The organism is Pseudomonas sp. FG13 (assembly GCF_057809755.1).
In genome coordinates this window covers 1-21359 of record NZ_JBMDKO010000050.1, presented here as the reverse complement: position 1 = coordinate 21359, position 21359 = coordinate 1, and the positions used below count along the sequence as shown (strand labels likewise).

Below are 21359 nucleotides of genomic sequence, written 5' to 3'. Positions count from 1 at the left end.
CATGCAAGGCGCATCGCTTCGTCATCAGCCATCCGCACCCGGTCGCAAGCCGGTGCCGCGGGGTGCCAGCCGAATGGTGGCCAAAGAGCCGATGTCGGCGCGCTTGCCGAAAGCCAACTTTGGCTTTCTCAAGAGCCTGTTCTGGCCGGTGCTGTTGGTGGCGTTGGGGTTCGGTACGTATGAAGGCGCCCAGCGGTTGCTGCCTTACGCCGACCGGCCGATCGCCCGGATCAACGTCCAGGGCGACCTCAGCTACATCAGCCAGCAGGCGGTGCAGCAGCGGATCGCCCCGTTCGTGGCGTCGAGCTTCTTCACCATCGACCTGGCTGGCATGCGCACGGAACTGGAGCAAATGCCCTGGATTGCCCATGCCGAAGTCCGGCGCGTGTGGCCTGACCAGGTCTCGATCCGCCTGGAAGAACAACTGCCGGTGGCCCGTTGGGGTGACGAGTCGCTGTTGAACAACCAGGGCCAGGCGTTCACGCCGCGGGAACTGGCCAACTACGAACATTTGCCACAGTTGTTCGGCCCGCAGCGGGCCCAGCAGCAGGTGATGCAGCAATACCAGGTGTTGAGCCAGATGCTGCGGCCGTTGGGCTTCTCCATCGCGCGCCTGGAATTGCGCGAGCGCGGCAGCTGGTTCCTGACCACTGGCGCGGGCAGCTCGGGGCCGGGCATCGAGCTGCTGCTCGGTCGCGGCAACCTGGTGGAAAAGATGCGCCGCTTCATCGCCATCTACGACAAGACGCTCAAAGAACAGTTTACGAACATCGCGCGCATCGATCTGCGCTACGCCAATGGCCTGGCTGTTGGCTGGCGGGAACCGGTAGCGCCCACGACGGCCCAACCCGCCGTCGCGAAGAATTAAGAAGAGGCAGGACCCATGGCAAACGTGCAAAGCGGAAAAATGATCGTCGGGCTGGATATCGGCACTTCCAAGGTGGTTGCGCTGGTAGGCGAGGTTGCGGACGACGGCACGCTGGTCATCGTCGGGATCGGTACCCATCCGTCCCGTGGCCTGAAGAAAGGTGTGGTGGTGAACATCGAGTCCACCGTGCAATCGATCCAGCGCGCCATCGAAGAAGCGCAGCTGATGGCCGGTTGCCGGATCCACTCGGCGTTCGTCGGCGTGGCGGGTAATCACATCCGCAGCCTGAACTCCCACGGTATCGTCGCGATCCGTGATCGCGAAGTCAGCTCCGCCGACCTCGAGCGCGTGCTCGACGCGGCACAGGCCGTGGCGATTCCGGCCGACCAGCGGGTGCTGCACACCCTGCCGCAGGATTACGTGATCGACAACCAGGAAGGCGTGCGCGAGCCCCTGGGCATGTCCGGCGTGCGCCTGGAAGCCAAGGTCCACGTGGTGACCTGCGCCGTGAACGCTGCGCAGAACATCGAGAAATGCGTGCGCCGTTGCGGCCTGGAAATCGACGACATCATCCTCGAGCAACTGGCTTCGGCCTACTCGGTACTGACCGACGACGAGAAGGAACTGGGCGTGTGCCTGGTGGACATCGGCGGCGGCACCACCGACATCGCGATCTTCACCGAAGGCGCCATTCGCCACACCGCGGTGATCCCGATTGCCGGTGACCAGGTGACCAACGACATCGCCATGGCGTTGCGCACCCCGACCCAGTACGCCGAGGAAATCAAGATCCGCTACGCCTGCGCCCTGGCGAAACTGGCCGGTGCCGGTGAAACCATCAAGGTGCCGAGCGTCGGCGACCGTCCTCCGCGCGAGCTGTCCCGCCAGGCCCTGGCCGAAGTGGTCGAGCCGCGCTACGACGAACTGTTCACGTTGATCCAGGCCGAGCTGCGTCGCAGCGGCTACGAAGACCTGATCCCGGCCGGCATCGTGCTGACCGGCGGTACGTCGAAGATGGAAGGCGCAGTCGAGCTGGCCGAGGAAATCTTCCACATGCCGGTACGCCTGGGTGTGCCCCATGGCGTCAAGGGTCTGGATGACGTGGTGCGCAACCCGATCTATTCCACCGGCGTGGGCCTGTTGATGTACGGCCTGCAGAAGCAGTCCGACGGGATCTCGTTCTCGGGGATCGGCAGCCGCGACAGCTACAACAGCGACGAGCCGAAGGCTCCGCTGTTCGAGCGGCTCCAGGCGTGGGTCAAAGGCAATTTCTGATACAGGTTTCAGGCTTCGGGCGACAGGTTTCAGGCCTGGCGCTGGAAGGGCAACAAACGCAGTAGGCGAAAAAAACTAGAGAATGTAAGGAGAGGGAAAATGTTCGAACTCGTAGACAACATCCCCGCTAGCCCGGTTATCAAAGTAATCGGTGTCGGCGGTGGCGGCGGCAACGCTGTCAATCACATGGTCAAGAGCAACATCGAAGGCGTCGAATTCATCTGCGCCAACACCGATGCTCAAGCGCTGAAGAACATTGGCGCGCGGACCATCCTGCAACTGGGTACCGGCGTGACCAAGGGCCTGGGTGCCGGCGCGAATCCCGAGGTTGGCCGTCAGGCTGCCCTGGAAGACCGCGAGCGCATCGCTGAAGTCCTGGCCGGCACCAACATGGTGTTCATCACCACGGGCATGGGCGGCGGTACCGGTACCGGTGCGGCGCCGATCATTGCCGAAGTGGCCAAGGAAATGGGCATCCTCACCGTTGCGGTGGTGACCCGTCCGTTCCCGTTCGAAGGCCGCAAGCGCATGCAGATTGCCGATGAAGGCATCCGCGCGCTGAGCGACAGCGTCGACTCGTTGATCACCATCCCCAACGAGAAACTGCTGACCATCCTCGGTAAAGACGCCAGCCTGCTGTCGGCTTTCGCCAAGGCCGATGACGTACTGGCCGGTGCCGTTCGCGGTATCTCCGACATCATCAAGCGTCCGGGCATGATCAACGTCGACTTCGCCGACGTACGCACCGTGATGTCCGAAATGGGCATGGCGATGATGGGCACTGGCTGCGCCAGCGGTCCGAACCGTGCTCGCGAAGCCACCGAAGCGGCCATCCGCAACCCGCTGCTCGAAGATGTGAACCTGCAGGGCGCTCGCGGCATCCTGGTGAACATCACCGCTGGTCCGGACCTGTCCTTGGGCGAGTACTCCGACGTGGGTAGCATCATCGAAGCGTTCGCTTCCGACCACGCCATGGTCAAGGTCGGCACCGTGATCGATCCGGACATGCGTGACGAGCTGCACGTGACCGTGGTTGCCACCGGCCTGGGTGCGAAAATCGAGAAGCCGATGAAGGTGATCGACAACACCGTCCAAACCACAATGGCCTCGCAGCCTCAGCAGCAAGCCCCCGTTCGTCAGGAACAGCCTGCGGTGAACTACCGCGACCTGGACCGTCCGACCGTCATGCGCAACCAGGCCCAGGCCGGTGCTGCGACTGCCGCGAAGATGAATCCACAAGACGATCTGGACTACCTGGATATCCCGGCCTTCCTGCGTCGTCAGGCCGATTGATGAAATGTATCAGGGGTATTCGGGTGATTGGTGTTCAGCAAAGGTCTGGTCTGCTATCATCGCCAGCCTTTGTTGATACCAGTTCGCAATTTGCGCTGAAGCGGCCCATGCCATGATTAAACAACGCACCCTGAAGAATATTATCCGTGCCACAGGTGTCGGCCTGCACTCCGGCGAGAAGGTCTACCTGACCCTCAAGCCCGCGCCTGTCGACACCGGCATTGTGTTTTGTCGTGCCGACCTCGACCCTGTGGTGCAGATTCCTGCTCGCGCGGAAAATGTTGGTGAAACCACCATGTCGACCACACTGGTCAACGGTGACACCAAAGTGGACACGGTGGAGCATTTGCTCTCGGCCATGGCTGGCCTGGGCATCGATAACGCCTACGTCGAGCTCTCCGCGTCCGAAGTCCCGATCATGGATGGCAGCGCCGGACCCTTCGTATTCCTGATTCAATCGGCTGGCCTGGAAGAGCAGGACGCGGCCAAGAAGTTCATCCGCATCCTGCGGGAAGTGACAGTGGAAGACGGCGACAAGCGCGCCACTTTCGTCCCTTTCGATGGTTTCAAGGTGAGCTTCGAGATCGATTTCGATCACCCGGTTTTCCGTGACCGCACCCAGAGTGCAAGCGTGGATTTTTCCAGCACTTCGTTCGTAAAAGAAGTCAGCCGCGCCCGTACTTTTGGTTTCATGAGTGACATCGAGTACCTGCGCAAGCACAACCTCGCACTCGGCGGCAGTGTTGAAAACGCGATCGTGGTCGATTCCGATGGCGTGTTGAATGAAGACGGCCTTCGCTATGAAGACGAATTCGTCAAACACAAGATCCTCGATGCAATCGGCGACCTCTACCTGCTGGGCAATAGCCTGATTGGTGAGTTCAAGGGCTTCAAGTCCGGCCACGCACTGAACAACCAGCTGCTGCGCAAGTTGATTGAGCAGAAAGATGCTTGGGAAGTCGTGACGTTCGAAGACGCCAGTACCGCACCGATCTCTTACATGCGCCCTGTTGCGGCCGTGTAAGCAAAAAACCTCTCTAGTTTTTTAAGGGCTGCCTTCGGGTGGCCTTTTTTTATTTCCGCATGACTCCAGCACCGAACTTCGCTGGACTACGCCACAGCAACCGCAGATCGCGTTGCGCCCATTACCGGGTGTGCGCCTCGAAGAAGTCCCAGATTGTACCGGTCGCATCTATAGGCGCGGCGCTTGCGCCGCTGTCGCTTCCGCTGCGCCCCAGGCCCTTTCCGCTGCTTGATCCCGGCCAACTATGGCCGCCGTTCGGCAAATCGTAAAACACGATATCGGCGTTGCCGTGGCAACTGACGCTGCTCTCCATCTTCACGCCGGGTCGCTGCGTTACCGAAGGGTTGCCTTTGCAGCCATTGGCCCTGCGCCAGAAATTCACGGCATAGCGGACCGGCTCGAACGGGATCGTCTGCCCCTTGGCGACGAAGCCAGTCTGGCTCATACCGCCGTTGAAACCAACGACGGGATCCTGCTCACCGTGTATGACGAGCATCGGCACAGGCGTGCGCGCGGTACTTTCATTGCCGAACAGCGCGCCGGAAACTACAGCAGCGGCGGCAATTCGATCGCCGAGAGCGATTGCAACGCGATGGGTCAGCATGCCGCCGTTGGAAAAACCGGCAACATAGATGCGGCGTCTGTCGATCTGCATTTGCTTGGATACGTCGTCGATAACGGCGGCAACGAAGCCGACATCGTCCACGCCCTTCGACACTGCCTCACCGCAACAACCGCTGGCGTTCCAGGTGCCCATTCTATCGTTACGGCCAATCCCCTTGGGGGCGGCGACCACCAATCCGGCGGTCTGCGCCTGCTGTTCCCAGCGCGGAATCATCGTTTCGGGACTACCGCCGCCGCCATGCAGCACGATCACCAGCGGCGCGGGACCGTTGCCGCGATGCTCGTCGAGGAGCAGATAGCTGCGGTCGAGGCCTCCGACCCGCAGCGTCTTCGACACAGCGCGGCTGTTGTCGGCCTGCTCGGCTCGTTCGGCGCGCGCCTCCCGCGCCTCGCGCAACCGTTCCAGCAATCTTGGCTGTGCCTCGACCGTGCCAACAAGAGAGGCTGCGATCAAACCGTATGTTAAGAAAAGTCTGGCTCTGTTCATGTTGCACCGTTCCTTTGTCGCCACGCCGATCCCCGATGTTACTGTATAGTAACATCTTGTAACCATGCCGTACGTGAACGAAAATCGGGCTATGACCGGCACCTATGCAGATATGCTCGAAGATCACAGGACCAACCGGCGTGCCTTGTTGATCGCAAGCGCGGCAGACGCGATCGACGCGCATGGGCTGCGCAGCGTCACCATTGACGCGATTGCCGCGCATGCTGGTGTCTCCAAGGTCGTGCTCTATCGCTACTTCGGATCGAAGGATGCGCTGATCGACGCGGTATTGGCCGACATGGTCGAGGCACTGCTCGGCGTCGATGCCATGCCGGCGGACAAGTGGACCGAGCGCCTGCCGCATACCCTGGCGTTGGCGCGACAGAAGCGCGCCGCCCTGCGGATACTGCTGCGTCAGGCGCCCCACGATCCACGCTTCGGGCGGTATGTGGACCATCTGCATACGGTTCTTGCCGAACGCACCATCCATCGCATGCAAGAAGCATTGGGCGAGCCGGGCATCATGCCCGGCGATCCGGCCATGCTGGCGCGGATGGTGTCGAGCTTCCTGCTGGACGCCTATCTCAACTGGCTGGACGGCGGCAACCTGGCAAAGGAAATGGAATTCCTCGACTGGCTGGCCGCCAGTGTGCAGGCGATGACGCGGCAGTGGTGGAACGGGGCACAAGCTTAAATGTGACAGGCGGGCGTCGCCCTCTTCGGCGGACACTTCGCGGATGTTGCCAACAGAAGGAGACCGGAAATGGGACGTGAGGCGCTGGTGCATTAGTAAGTCGGCAACGAAGCGGGTGAGGTCAAGGCCCGGCTTGAAGCAAATGAACTGATCCTGCGCGGCGATATTCGGCGCTGTTTTCCCAAGACAGAAATCACTGAGCGCTGCCCCTTTGGGCCGCCTATCCCAGGGGAAAGGCAGCGGGGGAGAGCGTTCGTGGCGAGGGGTATTACATCGCGCAGACCACGCAATTGCGCCCGCTGGCCTTGGCCTGGTATAGCGCTTTGTCGGCGGCGAACAGGAGCTGTTCGAAGTCGCCATACGGTCCCTGGGACCAGGTCGCGATGCCGATGCTGACGGTCATGGGCGCGTCGCCCGGCCGGACGGGCAGTTGTTCCACCGCTTCGCGAATGCTTTGAGCCATGGCAAAGGCCCCGGCGGTATTGGTTTCCGGTAACACCACCGAGAACTCTTCGCCACCGTAGCGTGCTGCGAGGTCGGCAGGGCGACGGACACGCTCGCTGATCAGCCGTGCCAAGGTGCGCAGTGCCTCGTCACCCTGTTGATGGCCATGGCGATCATTGAAAGCCTTGAAGTGGTCGGCATCGACCATCAGCACCGACAGCGGTTGGCCCGAGCGCAAGGCCCGTAGCCATTCTCTTTGCAGCGTTTCATCCAGGGCCCTGCGGTTGGCCAGACCTGTCAGCGGATCGGTGGCCGCCCGTTGGGCCAGTTCCCGTTCCGCGCGATGGCGGCGTCTCAGTTCCCGGCGCAGCAGCCAGGTGAGCCAGAGCAGGCCGATGCACAGAGCGCCGGTGGCGCCGCTGACGATCAGCGTCGTGCGTAGCCATGAAGCAAAGACCTCTTCGGAGGAGAGCGCCACCACGACAATCAACGGCAAGTTGCCTACCTGTGAAAAGGTGTAGAGGCGCTGTTTCTGGTCAAAACCGGAAGTGCTGGTGAAGCTGCCGTTACCTTCATGCAGGATGCGCACGAAATTTGGCCGGTTGCTGAAGTCCCTGCCGATCATGTCCTCGGCCAGGGGCGGTTCCTGTGCCAGCAGGATTCCGTCGCGGCTGATCAGGTTGACCGTACCGCCATGCCCGATGTTCAAGCTTCTGAACAATTGGCTGAAGTAACTCAAGCGCATCGCGGCTTCGGCCACGCCGAGGAAATCGCCTCGTTCGTCGCTCAGTCGGCGACTGAAACTGATACGCCAGTCGTGCTCGCCACTCCGGGCTCGGAAGGGGCGGCTGATCATCATCTCCGGGCTTGGGTTCTGGACGTGGGACTGGAAATATTCCCGCTCAGCATAATTGCCGATGCGTGGTTCGACCGAGGCCGAGTCAGCGATGACATCGCCTTGTTTGTCCAGCAGCAGGATGTCGCCTTTGTAAGGCGCGGCGGTGGAGCGGTCGAACAGGGCCAGGTGCCGGATGGCCGGTGAGACGTCTTTCAGGTCGTCGCGCTGGGCCGCGGCAATCAGGCCTTGCACCGACAAGTCGTAGAGTTCGACGTTGCGCAGCACGTCGGCATCGATCAACTGCACGATATTGCTGGCCGCGCGTGTCGCTGCTTCACGGGCGTTGGCGTGTTCGCGTATCAGCAGGAAGGTCACGATGCCCAGGATGGCAATGACAACCAGTGAGCTGGCCAGTACGAGTACCCGCTCCGAGCGTATCGAAAGCGGGGTGCTGCAGGGTGTCGCACTGCTGGTGCTCATGATTCCGATGTCTATATGGTCGATCCATTCCGAAGGGAGCATAGCTGGCAATTCACCAGATGCTGGCCTTTTGCTGATTGTGCTTGGATCGGCGAGAGGGGGCAATCAGTGTTCGCAGAAGCCGTAGCAGCCGCCGGAGGCCAAGGCTTGCTGATTTTGGGCTAATAGCCTTTCGCCCAGCATTCAATGGCGTGGAAAAAGGTGTCCGGATCGTTCGGAGCAGTCAGGCAGGTAAACGAATCCCAAAGGTATTGGCACCCCGGTCGCTGCGCACGAATACATCTCCACCGTGCATCAAGGCAATTGCCCTGACGATGGCTAGCCCCAACCCGTGGTTGGCCCCGCTGTTGCTGCGAGAGGCATCGACTCGGTAGAAGCGTTCGAACAGCCGCGGCAGGTGTTCGGTGGCAATCGGTTCGCCAGGGTTGGTGACGGCGAGGGTGATCTGGTCGGCCTGGGCTTCGATGTGTACGTCGATGACGTGTCCTGGCGCGGTGTGCTGTACGGCGTTGCTCAACAGGTTGATCAGCGCCCGGCGCAGATGAGCGATTTCGATGCTGGCCTGGGCGTCGCCGCTGACCCGAACCTGGACCTGGGCGTCTTCGAGGATGAAGTCCAGGTAATCGAGGGTGGTGGCCACTTCGTCGGCCAAGGACGTGGTGATCAGTTTGGTGGCCTTGCTGCCCTGGTCGGCGCTGGCGAGGAAGAGCATGTCGTTGATGATCGAGCGCAGCCGTTCCAGTTCCTCGAGGTTCGATTGCAGCACTTCGAAGTAATGCTCGGCCGAACGACCGCGGGTCAGTGCCACCTGGGTCTGGCCGATCAGGTTGGTCAGGGGCGAGCGCAGTTCATGGGCGACATCGGCATTGAACGATTCCAGCCGTGAGTAGGCCTGTTCGACCCGGTCGAGGGTGGCGTTGAATGAATTGACGAACTGGCTGAGTTCCGGTGGCAACGGCGATAGCCGCAGGCGCCCGGACAGGCGCGGAGGGGCCAGGCGCCGGGCTTCATCGGACAGCTTGATCAGTGGCTTGAGGCCGATATGCGCCACCCAGTAGCCCAGCAAGGAGGCCAGCAATACCCCGACAATCGCCAGGCTTACCAAGGCCACCAGCAGTCGGTGCTGGGTCTGGTAGAACGTCTCGGTGTCGATGCCGATCATGAAGCGCAGCGGCGGTCGTTGGTCCTTGGCCGGGAACTGGCTCACCAGCACTTTCATCGGGTAGTGGCGGTTGGACAATTGCAGGTCGCGTTTACCCAGTGGCCCTTCGGTGAAGGCGCGGATCTGCGGGTCGGGATCGCCATATTCGAAGTGTGGGTCACCGCTGACGATCCAGAAATGGATACGCTTGTCTTCCTCGCCCAGCAAACGCAGTTTGTTGTGGATCTTCACCCAGTGCTCGGGCGTGCCGTAACGGCCCACCGTGGATTCGAGCACACTGTAGCGGGCATCGAGTTCGGCTTCGGGCAACAGGCCCAGGCCTTTTTCGACCTGCTGGTACAAGGCTCCGCCGATCAACAGGAACACCAGCGCGGCGACCAGGGTGAACAGGCCGCTGAGGCGTAGCGCGATACTGTTACTCACTGCGACTTTCCAGCACATAACCCATCCCGCGAATGGTGTGCAGCAACTTCTGCTCGAACGGCCCGTCGAGCTTGGCCCGCAGGCGTTTGATCGCCACTTCGACGACGTTGGCGTCGCTGTCGAAATTGATGTCCCAGACCATTTCGGCGATGGCGGTCTTGGAGAGGATTTCACCCTGGCGGCGGGCCAGGACGCTGAGCAGCGAGAACTCCTTGGCCGTCAGGTCCAGGCGTTGGCCAGCGCGGGTGGCCTTGCGGCTGATCAGGTCGATCCACAGGTCGGCGATGCTCACCTGCACCGGTTCATGGCCGCCGCTGCGGCGGGTCAGGGCTTGCAGGCGGGCCACCAGTTCCAGGAAGGAGAACGGTTTGCCCAGGTAATCGTCGGCACCGTCGCGCAGGCCCTTGATGCGGTCTTCGACTCGTTCCCGGGCGGTGAGCATGATCACCGGGGTCTGCTTGCGGGCGCGCAGGGCTCGCAGCACGCCGAAGCCATCCAGGCCCGGCAGCATCACGTCGAGCACGATCACCGCATATTCGCTTTCCAGGGCCAGGTGCAGCCCTTCGACGCCGTCGGGGGCTACGTCCACGATGTAGCCCTGCTCAGTCAGGCCGCGATGCAGGTAATCCGCGGTTTTTTCTTCGTCTTCGATGATCAGAACGCGCATGGCCCCGCCTCAGTCTGTAGTCGCCAGCGCCGTAGCTGACGCAGGCCCGGAATGATGGGCGGGCCGATGGAACAACCGCTCGAGCCACAAGTATATGACCGGTGTGGTGAACAACGTCAGCGCCTGGCTCACCAGCAGGCCGCCGACCACCGCAATGCCCAGGGGCTGGCGCAACTCCGCGCCGGGGCCATGGCCGAGCATCAGCGGCAGGGCGCCGAGCAGGGCGGCCAGGGTGGTCATGATGATCGGACGGAACCGCGTTACGCCCGCCTGGAAAATCGCCTCCTGCGGTGTCAGCCCGCCATTGCGCTGCGCGTCGAGGGCGAAGTCGATCATCAGGATGCCGTTTTTCTTGACGATGCCGATCAACAGCACCAGCCCGATCAGCGCCATGATCGAAAAATCCCGGCCCAACAGCCAGAGCATGATCAGGGCGCCGAGGCCGGCGGAGGGCAGGGTGGAGATGATGGTCAGCGGATGCACGAAGCTCTCGTAGAGCACGCCGAGAATGATGTACACCGCCACCAGCGCGGCGAGGATCAGCCACGGCTGGCTGGCCAGGGAACTCTGGAACGCCTGTGCCGCGCCCTGGAAGTTGCCGCTGATGGCGGCCGGCATGCCGATCTCGTTCTTCGCCTGGTCGAGCATGCGCACCGCGTCCCCCAGGGCCACGCCTGGCGCCAGGTTGAACGACAGGTTGGCGGCCGGGAACATGCCGTCGTGGGCAATGGACAGCGGGCCGTTGGTGGGGGGATCGAAGCGGGCCAGGGCCGAGAGCGGTACCATTTCGCCGCTCAGGGGTGAGCGCAGGTAGAAGTAGGCCAGGCTTTCGGCCTTTCCACGCTGCTGGGTGTCGAGTTCCAGGATCACGTTGTATTGGTTGGTCTCGGTCTGGAATTCGTTGATCTGCCGCTGGCCGAACGCGTCGTACAGCGCCTGGTCGACATCGCTGGCGGTAAGGCCGAAGCGTGCCGCCGCGCTGCGGTCGATGTTGATATGGGTAATGCTGCCGCCCAGTTGCAGGTCGTTGGAGATGTCACGGAACGCCGGATTGCTGCGCAGCCTGTCAGTGAGTTTCTGTGCCCAGGTGTTGAGGGTTGGCCCGTCGTTGCTCTTGAGGACGTACTGATACTGGGCGCGACTGGGACCGGAACTGAGGTTGATGTCCTGTCCGGCCCTCAGGTACAGCACCACCCCCGGAATCTTCTGCAACTTGGGGCGGATCCGGTCGATGAAGCCGCTGGCCGAGACGTCACGCTCGCTTTGGGGCTTGAGCGCGATCCAGAAGCGGCCGTTGGCGATGGTCTGGTTGCTGCCCGAGACGCCGACGGAGTGGGAGAACGTCTGCACCGCCGGGTCGGCGGCGACGATTTCGGCCAGGGCCTTGTGCTTGGCCACCATGTCCGGGAATGACACGTCGGCGGCCGCTTCGCTGGTGCCCAGCACCAGGCCGGTGTCCTGCACCGGGAAGAAGCCCTTGGGGATGAACACATAGCCTGCCACGGCCATTGCCAGGGTCAGGCCGAACACACCGATCATCAGCTTCTGATGGGCCAGTGCCTTGCGCAGGCCTTTTTCGTAGCCGCCCAACAGCCGCTCGCCAAAGCCCGGAACTCGGTGAGCATGATGCACCGGGGCGCGCATGAACAGCGCCGCCAGCGTTGGCGCCAGGGTCAGGGACACCACCACGGAAATCAGGATGGTCGAGGTGGCGGTCAAGGCAAACTCCTTGAACAGTCGCCCGACCACGCCGCCCATGAACAGCAGCGGAATGAATGCGGCAATCAGGGAGAAACTGATGGACACCACCGTGAAGCCGATTTCGCCGGCGCCCTTGATCGCTGCTTCGCGCATGCTGTCACCGGCCTCGAGATGCCGGTGGATGTTCTCCACCACCACAATCGCGTCGTCCACCACGAAGCCCACCGAGATGACGATGGCGACCAGGGTCAGGTTGTTCAGGCTGAAGCCCATCACGTACATCAGGGCGAGGCTCGCGGTCAGGGACACCCCCAGCACCGCCGAGACGATCAACGTCGCCGAGAGCTGGCGCAGGAACAACGCCATGACCGCCACGACCAGCAGCACGGCGATCAGCAGGGTGAGCTCCACCTCATGCAGCGAGGCGCGGATCGTCTGGGTGCGGTCGATCAGCACCTTGACCTGTACCGCGGCGGGCAGCATGGCTTCCAGGGTGGGCAGGGCGGCCTGGATGCGGTCGACGGTTTCGACGATGTTCGCTCCCGGTTGCCGGAAGATCACCAGGTTGAGGCCCGGCTCGTCATCGGCCCAGGCCTGGACATAGGCGTTTTCCGAGCCATTGATCACCTTGGCAATGTCCTTGAGATGCACCGGTGCCCCATTCTTGTAGGACACGATCAGGTCGCCGTACTCCTCGGGCTGGAACAATTGATCGTTGGTGGACAATGTCGAGATGCTCGAGTCGCCGTACAGCGCGCCCTTGGCCAGGTTGAGGCTGGCCTGCTGGAGTGTCGTGCGGATGTCGGCCAGGGTCAGGCCGATGGCGGCGAGACGGTCGGCGGAGGCCTGGACCCGGATCGCCGGGCGCTGTTGGCCGGTGATGTTCACTTGTCCGACGCCGTCGATCTGGCTGATCTGACGGGCAAGCAGTGTTTCGACGTAGTCGCTCAGTTCGGTGCCGGGCATCAGGCTGGAACTGATACTGAGGATCAGCACCGGGCTGTCGGCGGGGTTGACCTTGCGCCAGGTAGGCAGGTTCGGCATGTCGCTGGGCAGTTTGCCGGCGGCGGTGTTGATGGCGGCCTGCACTTCCTGGGCGGCGGTGTCGATGCTCTTGCCGAGGCTGAATTGCAGGATCAGGTTGGTCGAGCCCAGGGCGCTGCTGGAGGTCATCTGTGTGATGCCGGGAATCGCGCTGAACTGCACTTCCAGCGGCGTCGCCACCGAGGAGGCCATGGTTTCGGGGCTGGCGCCGGGCAGTTGGGCATTGACCTGGATCGTCGGGAATTCCGCCTCCGGCAAGGGGGCGACGGGCAGGCGAGGGAAGGCGATACTCCCCAGCAGTATCAGGGCGAACGTCAGCAGCACCGTGGCGACGGGATGGTCGATGCACCACGCCGAAATCGAGCCGCGCCCCTTCATGGCTGCGGCTCCGTGGCCTTGGCGAGGACCGGTGGGGCCGTGAGCACCTGGACGCTGGCCCCCGGCCTGAGGCGTGACTGGCCGTCACTCACCAGTTGATCACCGGCGTTCACCCCCTTGATGATGTTCATGCCGCTGTCCTGGTAGACCATCTCCACCGGTACGCTCTCGACCTTGTCCCCCTTGACCCGGTAGACGAAGTGCTGGTCCAGTCCACGCTGGACCACGGTCGGCGGAACCACCAGGGCACCCTTGTCGAGGGCGGTCTGGATTTTCAGCGTGACCAGTTGCCCGGGCCACAACCGCTGCCCGGCGTTGCTGAATTCGGCCTTGGCCCGCAGGGTGCCGGTATTGGCGTTGATCTGGTTGTCGATGAGGCTCAGCCGACCCTCGCCAAGTGGTTCACCTGCCGCGCCATCGGCGCCGATGTAGGCCTTGACCAGCGCCTGTTCGGGCGCAGCGATCAAGCGTTGCAAGGTGGGCAGCATCTGTTGGGGCAGGGAAAACTCCACCGCTATCGGGTCGATCTGGGTCACGGTGAACAGGCCTTCGGTGTCGCTGGTGCGCAGGAAGTTGCCTTCGTCCACGTTGCGGATGCCGACGCGACCGGTCACCGGGGAGCGGATCTGTGTGTAGGACAACTGCACCTGGGCGGCATCGATGGCTGCCTGGTTGCCCTGGGCGGTGGCCTTGAGCTGATTGACCAGGGCCTGCTGCTGATCGTAGGTCTGCTTCGAGACGCCATCATCGACGCTCAGCAATTTGTAGCGCTTGAGATTGACCTGGGCCACCGCCAGTTGCGCCTGGCTTTCGCCAAGCTGGGCCCGGGCCTGGTCGAGGCTGGCGCGAATGGAGCGGTCGTCGATGGTCGCCAGCAGGTCGCCCTTGCTCACCTGTTGCCCTTCCTTGACCAGCAGTCGGGTGAGAATGCCATCGATCTGCGGACGGATCACCACGCTGTGCAGTGACAGCACCGTGCCGATGCCGCTGGCGAAGCGCGGCACATCCTTTTGCTCCACGCTGACGACCCGTACCGGAACGGCGGCAGGCGCACCGGGTTTGGCGGCGATGGGTTTCATGACGAACCAGAGGACGAGGGCCGCCAGGGCGATCAATAGCGCGACGAGCAGGACGGTTTTTTTCTGGATGTGCATGGATGTGGGAAGCCGGTCCGGGACGAAGGGATTTACAGGACTCTTATATAGCGTTGCGAGACGGTCAGGAAGGTGACGGCTAACTGACAGGCTTGTCAGTTTCGTCCTGGATTACTGTCGGACGAGTGTCAGGTTGAATCTGCCCGATACGTTGCGGCAGCGGGCGGGTATACTGGTGCCCGTCGCGCCTCTCTCCAGGCCTGACTTGCACACAGTATGGCGAGGAGCAAACCCTTCGCCACGGATTGATGGCCTACCTTGAGTGAACGGCATTTACATGACTTCCCCGAACGGCGACCCGGCCGACCTGCCTGACGGCGATGTTTCCAGTGCCGAGAGCGGCAAAGCGTCGATCCCGGCCTTCAAATTTCCTTTCAAGCCCGGTGAACTGGCCACGGCCAAAGGGGCGGGACAATTGCCGTGGTACAAGAACGGCGTGAAAGATGGTCACGCCAAGTCCCCCGGCGCCGCACCTCCCGGCACCCGTCGTTCGATGGGCAAGCGCTGAGGGTCGTTCCTCGATACAGGAGCGGCGATTTCAATTCGTGGCTCGCGCGCCCGCCAGGCTTCCGCTCAACTCGTACGCTGTCAGTTCGGCCTGGTGCGCTGTCAGGATTTCCGGCAGCGAACCTCGCAGGTACTCGACCCAGGTCTTGATCTTCGCGTCCAGGTACTGACGCGAAGGATAGATGGCGTAGAGGTTCAATTCCTGGGAGCGGTAATTGGGCATGACCCGCACCAGCGTGCCGTTGCGCAGGCCTTCGATGGCGGCATAAACCGGCAGTACACCCACGCCCATGCCGCTGGTGATCGCGGTTTTCATCGCATCGGCGGAGTTCACCAGGAAGGGGGACTGGTTGATGGTGACCATTTCCTGGCCTTCCGGGCCGTCGAACACCCATTTCTCCAGCGGAATGACCGGGCTGACCAGGCGCAGGCAGGCGTGGTTGAGCAACTCGCTGGGTTTCTGTGGGCAACCGTTGGCCTTCACGTAGGCAGGTGAAGCACAGACGATGCTGTAAGTGATGCCCAGGCGTTGGGAAACGAAACCCGAATCCGGCAATTCGCTGGCCAGCACGATGGAGACGTCATAGCCCTCGTCCAGGATGTCCGGCACGCGGTTGGCCAGGGTCAGGTCGAAGGTCACGTCCGGATGGGTCTTGCGATAGCGGGCGATGGCGTCGATCACGAAATGCTGGCCGATACCGGTCATGGTGTGGACCTTCAACTGCCCGGCCGGCCGGGCATGGGCGTCGCTGGCCTCGGCTTCGGCTTCCTCGACATAGGCCAGGATCTGCTCGCAACGCAACAGATAGCGTTTACCGGCTTCGGTCAGGGCAATGCGGCGGGTGGTGCGGTTGAGCAGGCGGGTTTGCAGATGGGCTTCCAGATTGGAAACCGCACGCGAGACGTTGGCTGTCGTGGTATCGAGTTGCACGGCGGCGGCGGTGAAACTGCCGGCTTCGGCAACACAGCAGAACGCGCGCATGTTTTGCAGGGTGTCCATGAAGGGCTCTCTTGGGCGATAGCAAATTGTGACACGAAGTTACAGTGCTACGGGATCCGACTTATGGATTATCGCGTTTACGGTAACAAAGATTCGCAGAAAGTTCGGCTTATCGCCGTTTGGCTGGGTGCCTAGAATTGCCGGCGTTGAAGGGGTGGGCTTTCTGGCACGGACCTCATGTGGGAGCGAGCCTGCTCGCGAAAGCGTTGGGTCAGTTGTCTGCGATAGCGCGGGTGCCGCCGCCTTCGCGAGCAGGCTCGCTCCCACAGGTTGCGTAACCGGCATGCACGCTCATCACCTTTTTTTGTCCCTTTCCCAGGAATCTTGCGCAAGTGCCGCGTTGCATCAGCAGAGAGCTGAAGACTCTCAGTGTTTGGGCTTTATCGTTGACCCTCAGCGCTTGCGTCGGGACAGGAGGGATCGCACCCCAGGGCGAGGCATTGTCAGCCAATCGACTGGCCACCGATGAAGCGATCCGCGAAGCCGCCCGGGATGCCCATTGGCCCAGTCGCCAGTGGTGGAAGGCCTATGGCGACCCGCAACTGGACCGCTGGATCGACCTGGCTGTGCAGGACAGCCCGAGCCTGGCCATGGCCGCCGCCCGGGTGCGGCAGGCCAAGGCCATGGCCGGTGTTGCCGAGGCGGCCGAGTCGCCGCAGGTCGAAGGCCAGGCGACCCTCAAGCGTCACAACTGGCCCACCGATCAGTTCTACGGCCCTGGCGAACTGGCCGACACCACCACCTGGGACAACAACGCAGGCTTGGGCCTGAGCTATGCCCTGGACCTGTGGAGGCGCGAGCGCAACGCCAGCGAGCGGGCCGTCGACCTGGCCCACGCCAGCGTCGCGGAGGCACGGCAGGCGCAGCTGGAGTTGCAGAACAACATCGTGCAGGCCTATATCCGGTTTGCGCTGCACTATGCCCAGCGCGATATCGTCGCCGCGACCCTGCGCCAGCAGGAACAGATTCTCGACCTGGCGCAAAAGCGTCTCGACGGTGGCATCGGCACTCATTTCGAAGTCAGCCAGGCCCAGGCACCGTTGCCCGAGACCCATCGTCAACTCGACGCCCTCGACGAAGCCATCGCCTTGAGTCGCAATCAACTGGCGGCACTGGCGGGCAAGGGGCCGGGGGCGGGCGGGGGTCTGCAGCGACCGGCTCTGGCCCTGGGTGCACCCTTGAAGCTGCCATCGGCGCTGCCCGCCGAGTTGCTGGGCCAGCGACCGGATGTGGTTGCCGGACGCTGGCAAGTGGCGGCCCAGGCGCGGGGCATCGATGTGGCCAGGGCCGGTTTCTATCCCAATGTGGACTTGGTGGGAAGCCTGGGCTACATGGCCACAGGCGGTGGTGCGCTGGAGTTCCTGACGGGCAAGAAGCTGACCTACAGCGTCGGGCCGGCCGTCACGCTGCCGATCTTCGACGGCGGGCGCCTGCGTTCGCAGTTGGGCGAGGCGGCAGCCGGCTATGACGCCGCGGTGGCGCATTACAACCAGACGCTGGTGAATGCGCTCAAACACATTTCCGATCAACTGATCCGTCGCGAGTCCATGGACAAGCAACAGGCCTTCGCCGCCGAGTCCGTGGCGGCCGCGCAACGCACCTACGACATTGCGCTGGTGGCGTTCCAGCGTGGGCTGACGGACTACCTCAATGTGCTCAACGCCCAGAGCCTGTTGTTCAAGCAGCAACAGGTGCAGCAGCAGGTGGAGGCGGCGCGCCTCAGTGCCCATGCCGATCTGGTGACGGCCCTGGGCGGTGGGCTGGAGGCCGGCAGCGATGTACCTGACGCCGCCACGATGCTGAATTTCGCCCGATGAATGCTTGCACATGCCCCCTTTAATGACTCCCGTACGCTGGCTCTATCGCCTCGAATGGCGCCGTGGTTTCTTCGACTGGGCCCGCAGCGATGGGGTGACCTGGGTCTATATCTTCAAGGTGCTGTTTGCCGCGTTCCTGACATTGTGGCTGGCGATGCGCCTGGAGCTGCCGCAACCGCGCACGGCCATGATCACCGTGTTCATCGTCATGCAGCCGCAGAGCGGCCAAGTGTTCGCCAAGAGCTTCTACCGCTTTCTCGGCACATTGGCCGGTTCGGCGGTGATGGTGGCGCTGATTGCGCTGTTCGCCCAGAACACCGAATGGTTTCTTGGCTGCCTGACCCTCTGGGTCGGTGTCTGTACGGCGGGCGCGGCGCGTTATCGCAACTTCCGGGCCTACGGTTTTGTGCTGGCCGGCTACACCGCGGCGATGATCGGCCTGCCGGCCCTGGCCCATCCGGAAGGTGCGTTCATGGCGGCGCTCTGGCGGGTCCTGGAGATTTCCCTGGGCATTCTCTGCGCCACCCTGGTCAGCGCCGCGATCCTGCCGCAAACCGCCAGCGCGGCCATGCGCAATGCCTTGTACCAGCGCTTTGGGGTGTTCGCACTGTTCGTCACCGATGGTTTGCGCGGGCGTAGCCAGCGGGATGCCTTCGAAGCCGCCAACGTGCGTTTCATTGCTGAAGCGGTGGGCCTGGAGAGCCTGCGCAGCGTGACGGTATTCGAAGACCCGCACATGCGTCGGCGCAACGGCCGGCTCAGTCGCCTGAACAGCGAGTTCATGGGCATCACCACGCGCTTCAATGCCTTGCACCAGCTGCTCCAGCGCTTGCGCGCCGGCGCCGTCGATCATGTGGTGGACGCCATCAAGCCGGGTCTGCAGAACCTCGCCGAATTGCTGGACGGCTTCAGCGCACGGGCCTTGACCGATCGGGATGCGGCGCACTTGGCCCAGGCCCTGGCCCGCTACAAGGCTGACTTGCCGGCACAGGTCCGCCAGTTGCGGGGCGTATTTCAGAAGACAGGACCGAACGATGCGCAGTTACTGGATTTCCACACCGCCTACGAATTGCTCTACCGCTTTGTCGATGACCTGCACGGTTATGCCCTGACCCATGCGTCCCTGGCCGAGCACCGTCACGAGCGTGAGCGCTGGGACGAGCCGTTCGTGTCGCAGACCAATTGGCTGGCCGCCGCGGCTTCGGGGTTGCGCGCCGGCTTCATCCTGTTGGTGCTGGGCAGCTATTGGGTCGCCACGGCCTGGCCGAGCGGCGCGACCATGACGATGATCGCCGCTGCCACGGTGGGCTTGTCGGCCGCCACGCCGAACCCCAAGCGCATGGCCTTCCAGATGGCATGCGGCACGTTGCTCGGGGCGTTGGTCGGTTTCGTCGAGATGTTCTTCATCTTCCCGTTGATCGATGGCTTCCCTTTGCTCTGCGTAATGCTGGCGCCGGTGATCATGTTCGGCTCGTTCCTCAGTTCGCGACCGCAATACGCCGGGGTCGGGCTGGGGTTGCTGATCTTTTTCTGCACGGGGTCGGTGCCCGATAACCTGACGGTGTACAACCCCTACGTCTTCATCAACGATTACCTCGCGATGATCCTCGGGATGCTGGTGTGCGCCGCCGCCGGGGCGATCATCCTGCCGCCCAACAGCCGCTGGCTGTGGCGCCGGCTCGAACAGGATCTGCGCGAGCAAGTGGTGTTCGCCATCAGCGGCCGGCTCAAGGGCCTGGCGTCGGGCTTCGAGAGTCGCACCCGCGACTTGTTGCACCAGGCCTACGGTTTGGCGGCGGGACAACCCGCCGTGCAACGGGATCTTTTGCGCTGGATGTTCGTGGTACTGGAGGTCGGACACGGGATTATCGAGCTGCGCAAGGAGCAGGCGATTCTGCCGGTGCATCCGGCCTATGCCGAGAGCCAGCCGTGGCGCCAGGCGATTCGAGGCATGGGCCGGGCCCTGGTGAGGCTTTTCCGTCACCCCGGACCGAGCAACCTGGAGCGTGCCCTGGTGGCGGTGGACCAAGCCATCTGCCGCGTGCAGGCCACCGACGAACCTTTTGCACCGCATTTCGACACCTCGGCCCTGCGCCGGGTGAAGAGCTACCTGCATTTCATCCGCACTTCGCTGCTGGATCCGCAATCGCCCATGGCGGCCTTCGCCGCCGCGCTGCCCCAGGACCGTCAACATGCCCCGTGAAATCGCCTTCCACGGCGTGTACATGCCCACCCTGACCTTGATGTTTTTTCTCGCTGCGGCGTTGGCCTGGGCCCTGGATCGCTTCCTGTCGGGACTGGACCTGTACCGCTTCTTCTGGCACCCGGCGCTGTTGCGCCTGAGTCTGTTTACCTGTCTGTTCGGTGCGCTGGCGCTGACGGTCTACCGTTGAGATCGATGCAATGAAAAAGTTTTTCAGTCTGCTTGCGACACTGCTGGTGCTGGCCCTGGCGCTGTGGATCGGTCGTGCGCTGTGGGTGCACTACATGAACACTCCCTGGACCCGCGATGGTCGGGTACGCGCCGACATCATCAACGTCGCCGCCGATGTCAGTGGCGAGGTGGTGGAGGTGCCAGTGCGTGACAACCAGCAGGTGAAAAAGGGCGACCTGCTGATGCGCATCGATCCCGAGCATTACCGTATCGCGGCCAAGCAGGCGCAATCCCTGGTGGCATCGCGCAAGGCGACGTGGGAAATGCGCAAGGTCAATGCCCATCGGCGTGCCGACCTGGATAGCCTGGTGATTTCCCGGGAAAACCGCGACGACGCCAGCAACATCGCCGATTCGGCCCTGGCCGATTACCAGCAAGCCCAGGCGCAACTGGAGGCGGCCGAATTGAACCTGTCGCGCACTGAAGTCCGCGCGGCCGTGGATGGTTATGTCACCAACCTCAACGTGCACCGTGGCGACTATGCGCGCATCGGCGAGGCGAAGATGGCGGTGGTCGATATGAATTCGTTCTGGGTGTACGGCTTCTTCGAGGAAACCAAGCTGCCCAAGGTGCGGATCGGCGACTCGGCGCAGTTGCAGTTGATGAGTGGCGAGGTGCTGAAGGGACATGTGGAAAGCATCTCCCGCGGGATCTACGACCGTGACAACCCGGTCAGTCGCGAGTTGATCGCCGACGTGAACCCGACCTTCAACTGGGTTCGCCTGGCCCAGCGGGTACCGGTAAGGATCCATCTCGACGAAGTGCCGGACAGCGTGCTGCTGGCGGCGGGGATGACCTGTACGGTGGTGGTCGAGCCCCGGGCTGGCAACTGAGGGCCTGAGAACGCCACAAATCTCCGTGGGAGCGAGCCTGCTCGCGAAGCGGTGGCTCAGTTGCGGAAGAGGTTGCCAGTGCCGCCGTCATCGCGGGCAAGCCTTGCTCCCACAAGGCTTCCTGCATGTGCTAGAGACTAGTGTTCGCCGCCAATCCCTGTGGGAGCGAGCCTGCTCGCGAAGCGGTGGTTCAGTTGCAGGAGAGGTTGCCA

The 21359-nt window shown here is 62.8% G+C and carries 17 protein-coding genes; 10 read left to right on the top strand and 7 right to left on the bottom strand.

The features are described 5' to 3' along the window. Window position 1: 1 nt before the first annotated feature. The 4 genes from ACODTO_RS25480 to lpxC all read left to right on the top strand — a co-directional run bounded on the left by ACODTO_RS25480 (window position 2) and on the right by lpxC (window position 4460). Window positions 2-868, top strand: a complete 867-nt coding sequence (locus ACODTO_RS25480; RefSeq protein ID WP_489107255.1) for a cell division protein FtsQ/DivIB — start codon at window positions 2-4, stop codon at window positions 866-868. Between the two features lie 15 nt (window positions 869-883). Next, the gene (gene ftsA / locus ACODTO_RS25475; protein WP_139644916.1) at window positions 884-2143 is read left to right on the top strand and encodes a cell division protein FtsA; all 1260 of its coding nucleotides are present in this window, start codon (window positions 884-886) and stop codon (window positions 2141-2143) included. A gap of 99 nt (window positions 2144-2242) precedes the next feature. Next, window positions 2243-3436, top strand: a complete 1194-nt coding sequence (gene ftsZ, locus ACODTO_RS25470; RefSeq protein WP_047701346.1) for a cell division protein FtsZ — start codon at window positions 2243-2245, stop codon at window positions 3434-3436. Between the two features lie 112 nt (window positions 3437-3548). Next, window positions 3549-4460 carry a UDP-3-O-acyl-N-acetylglucosamine deacetylase gene (gene lpxC, locus ACODTO_RS25465; protein ID WP_010452622.1) on the top strand — a complete coding sequence of 304 codons (912 nt, stop codon included), beginning with the start codon at window positions 3549-3551 and terminating at the stop codon, window positions 4458-4460. A gap of 121 nt (window positions 4461-4581) precedes the next feature. Here the strand turns inward: lpxC and ACODTO_RS25460 are convergent, their stop codons facing one another. Then, window positions 4582-5571 (bottom strand): CE1 family esterase, encoded by a 990-nt coding sequence (locus ACODTO_RS25460; protein WP_489107254.1) that lies wholly within the window; start codon window positions 5569-5571, stop codon window positions 4582-4584. A gap of 91 nt (window positions 5572-5662) precedes the next feature. Between ACODTO_RS25460 and ACODTO_RS25455 the strand changes: the two genes are divergently transcribed. Next, window positions 5663-6265, top strand: coding sequence for a TetR/AcrR family transcriptional regulator (locus tag ACODTO_RS25455; RefSeq protein WP_176563002.1), 603 nt, complete (start codon window positions 5663-5665; stop codon window positions 6263-6265). A 268-nt stretch (window positions 6266-6533) separates the two neighbouring features. Here ACODTO_RS25455 and ACODTO_RS25450 read toward each other — a convergent pair whose 3' ends face one another. The 5 genes from ACODTO_RS25450 to ACODTO_RS25430 all read right to left on the bottom strand — a co-directional run bounded on the left by ACODTO_RS25450 (window position 6534) and on the right by ACODTO_RS25430 (window position 14556). After that, window positions 6534-8027, bottom strand: a complete 1494-nt coding sequence (locus tag ACODTO_RS25450) for a GGDEF domain-containing protein (RefSeq protein WP_489107253.1) — start codon at window positions 8025-8027, stop codon at window positions 6534-6536. 223 nt (window positions 8028-8250) lie between these two features. Beyond that, the gene (locus ACODTO_RS25445) at window positions 8251-9630 is read right to left on the bottom strand and encodes a heavy metal sensor histidine kinase (protein WP_489107252.1); all 1380 of its coding nucleotides are present in this window, start codon (window positions 9628-9630) and stop codon (window positions 8251-8253) included. Further along, the gene (locus ACODTO_RS25440; RefSeq protein WP_139644926.1) at window positions 9605-10279 is read right to left on the bottom strand and encodes a heavy metal response regulator transcription factor; all 675 of its coding nucleotides are present in this window, start codon (window positions 10277-10279) and stop codon (window positions 9605-9607) included. Before ACODTO_RS25440 ends, ACODTO_RS25445 begins: the two co-directional genes overlap by 26 nt. Before the next feature lie 9 nt (window positions 10280-10288). After that, window positions 10289-13402, bottom strand: a complete 3114-nt coding sequence (locus ACODTO_RS25435; RefSeq protein ID WP_139644928.1) for a multidrug efflux RND transporter permease subunit — start codon at window positions 13400-13402, stop codon at window positions 10289-10291. Beyond that, window positions 13399-14556: an efflux RND transporter periplasmic adaptor subunit gene (locus ACODTO_RS25430; RefSeq protein WP_139644930.1), complete on the bottom strand. Its 1158-nt coding sequence runs from the start codon at window positions 14554-14556 to the stop codon at window positions 13399-13401. Before ACODTO_RS25430 ends, ACODTO_RS25435 begins: the two co-directional genes overlap by 4 nt. Window positions 14557-14833: 277 nt before the next feature. Between ACODTO_RS25430 and ACODTO_RS25425 the strand changes: the two genes are divergently transcribed. Beyond that, the gene (locus tag ACODTO_RS25425; protein ID WP_489107251.1) at window positions 14834-15064 is read left to right on the top strand and encodes a hypothetical protein; all 231 of its coding nucleotides are present in this window, start codon (window positions 14834-14836) and stop codon (window positions 15062-15064) included. A 30-nt stretch (window positions 15065-15094) separates the two neighbouring features. Here the strand turns inward: ACODTO_RS25425 and ACODTO_RS25420 are convergent, their stop codons facing one another. Then, window positions 15095-16063: a LysR family transcriptional regulator gene (locus ACODTO_RS25420; protein WP_139644934.1), complete on the bottom strand. Its 969-nt coding sequence runs from the start codon at window positions 16061-16063 to the stop codon at window positions 15095-15097. Window positions 16064-16395: 332 nt separating this feature from the next. Here ACODTO_RS25420 and ACODTO_RS25415 point away from each other — a divergent pair, with 332 nt between their 5' ends. From ACODTO_RS25415 to ACODTO_RS25400, 4 genes are read left to right on the top strand one after another with little or no spacing between them, the layout of a single operon-like run. Beyond that, window positions 16396-17880, top strand: coding sequence for an efflux transporter outer membrane subunit (locus ACODTO_RS25415; RefSeq protein ID WP_489107250.1), 1485 nt, complete (start codon window positions 16396-16398; stop codon window positions 17878-17880). Between the two features lie 10 nt (window positions 17881-17890). Further along, a complete protein-coding gene (locus ACODTO_RS25410) occupies window positions 17891-20083 on the top strand; it encodes an FUSC family protein (protein ID WP_464709642.1) in 2193 nt (730 codons plus the stop codon). Beyond that, window positions 20073-20273, top strand: a complete 201-nt coding sequence (locus ACODTO_RS25405; protein ID WP_024780658.1) for a DUF1656 domain-containing protein — start codon at window positions 20073-20075, stop codon at window positions 20271-20273. The genes ACODTO_RS25410 and ACODTO_RS25405 overlap by 11 nt, the downstream gene beginning before the upstream one ends. Window positions 20274-20283: 10 nt before the next feature. Then, window positions 20284-21147, top strand: coding sequence for an efflux RND transporter periplasmic adaptor subunit (locus tag ACODTO_RS25400; RefSeq protein WP_489107249.1), 864 nt, complete (start codon window positions 20284-20286; stop codon window positions 21145-21147). The last annotated feature ends 212 nt before the right edge of the window (window positions 21148-21359 follow it).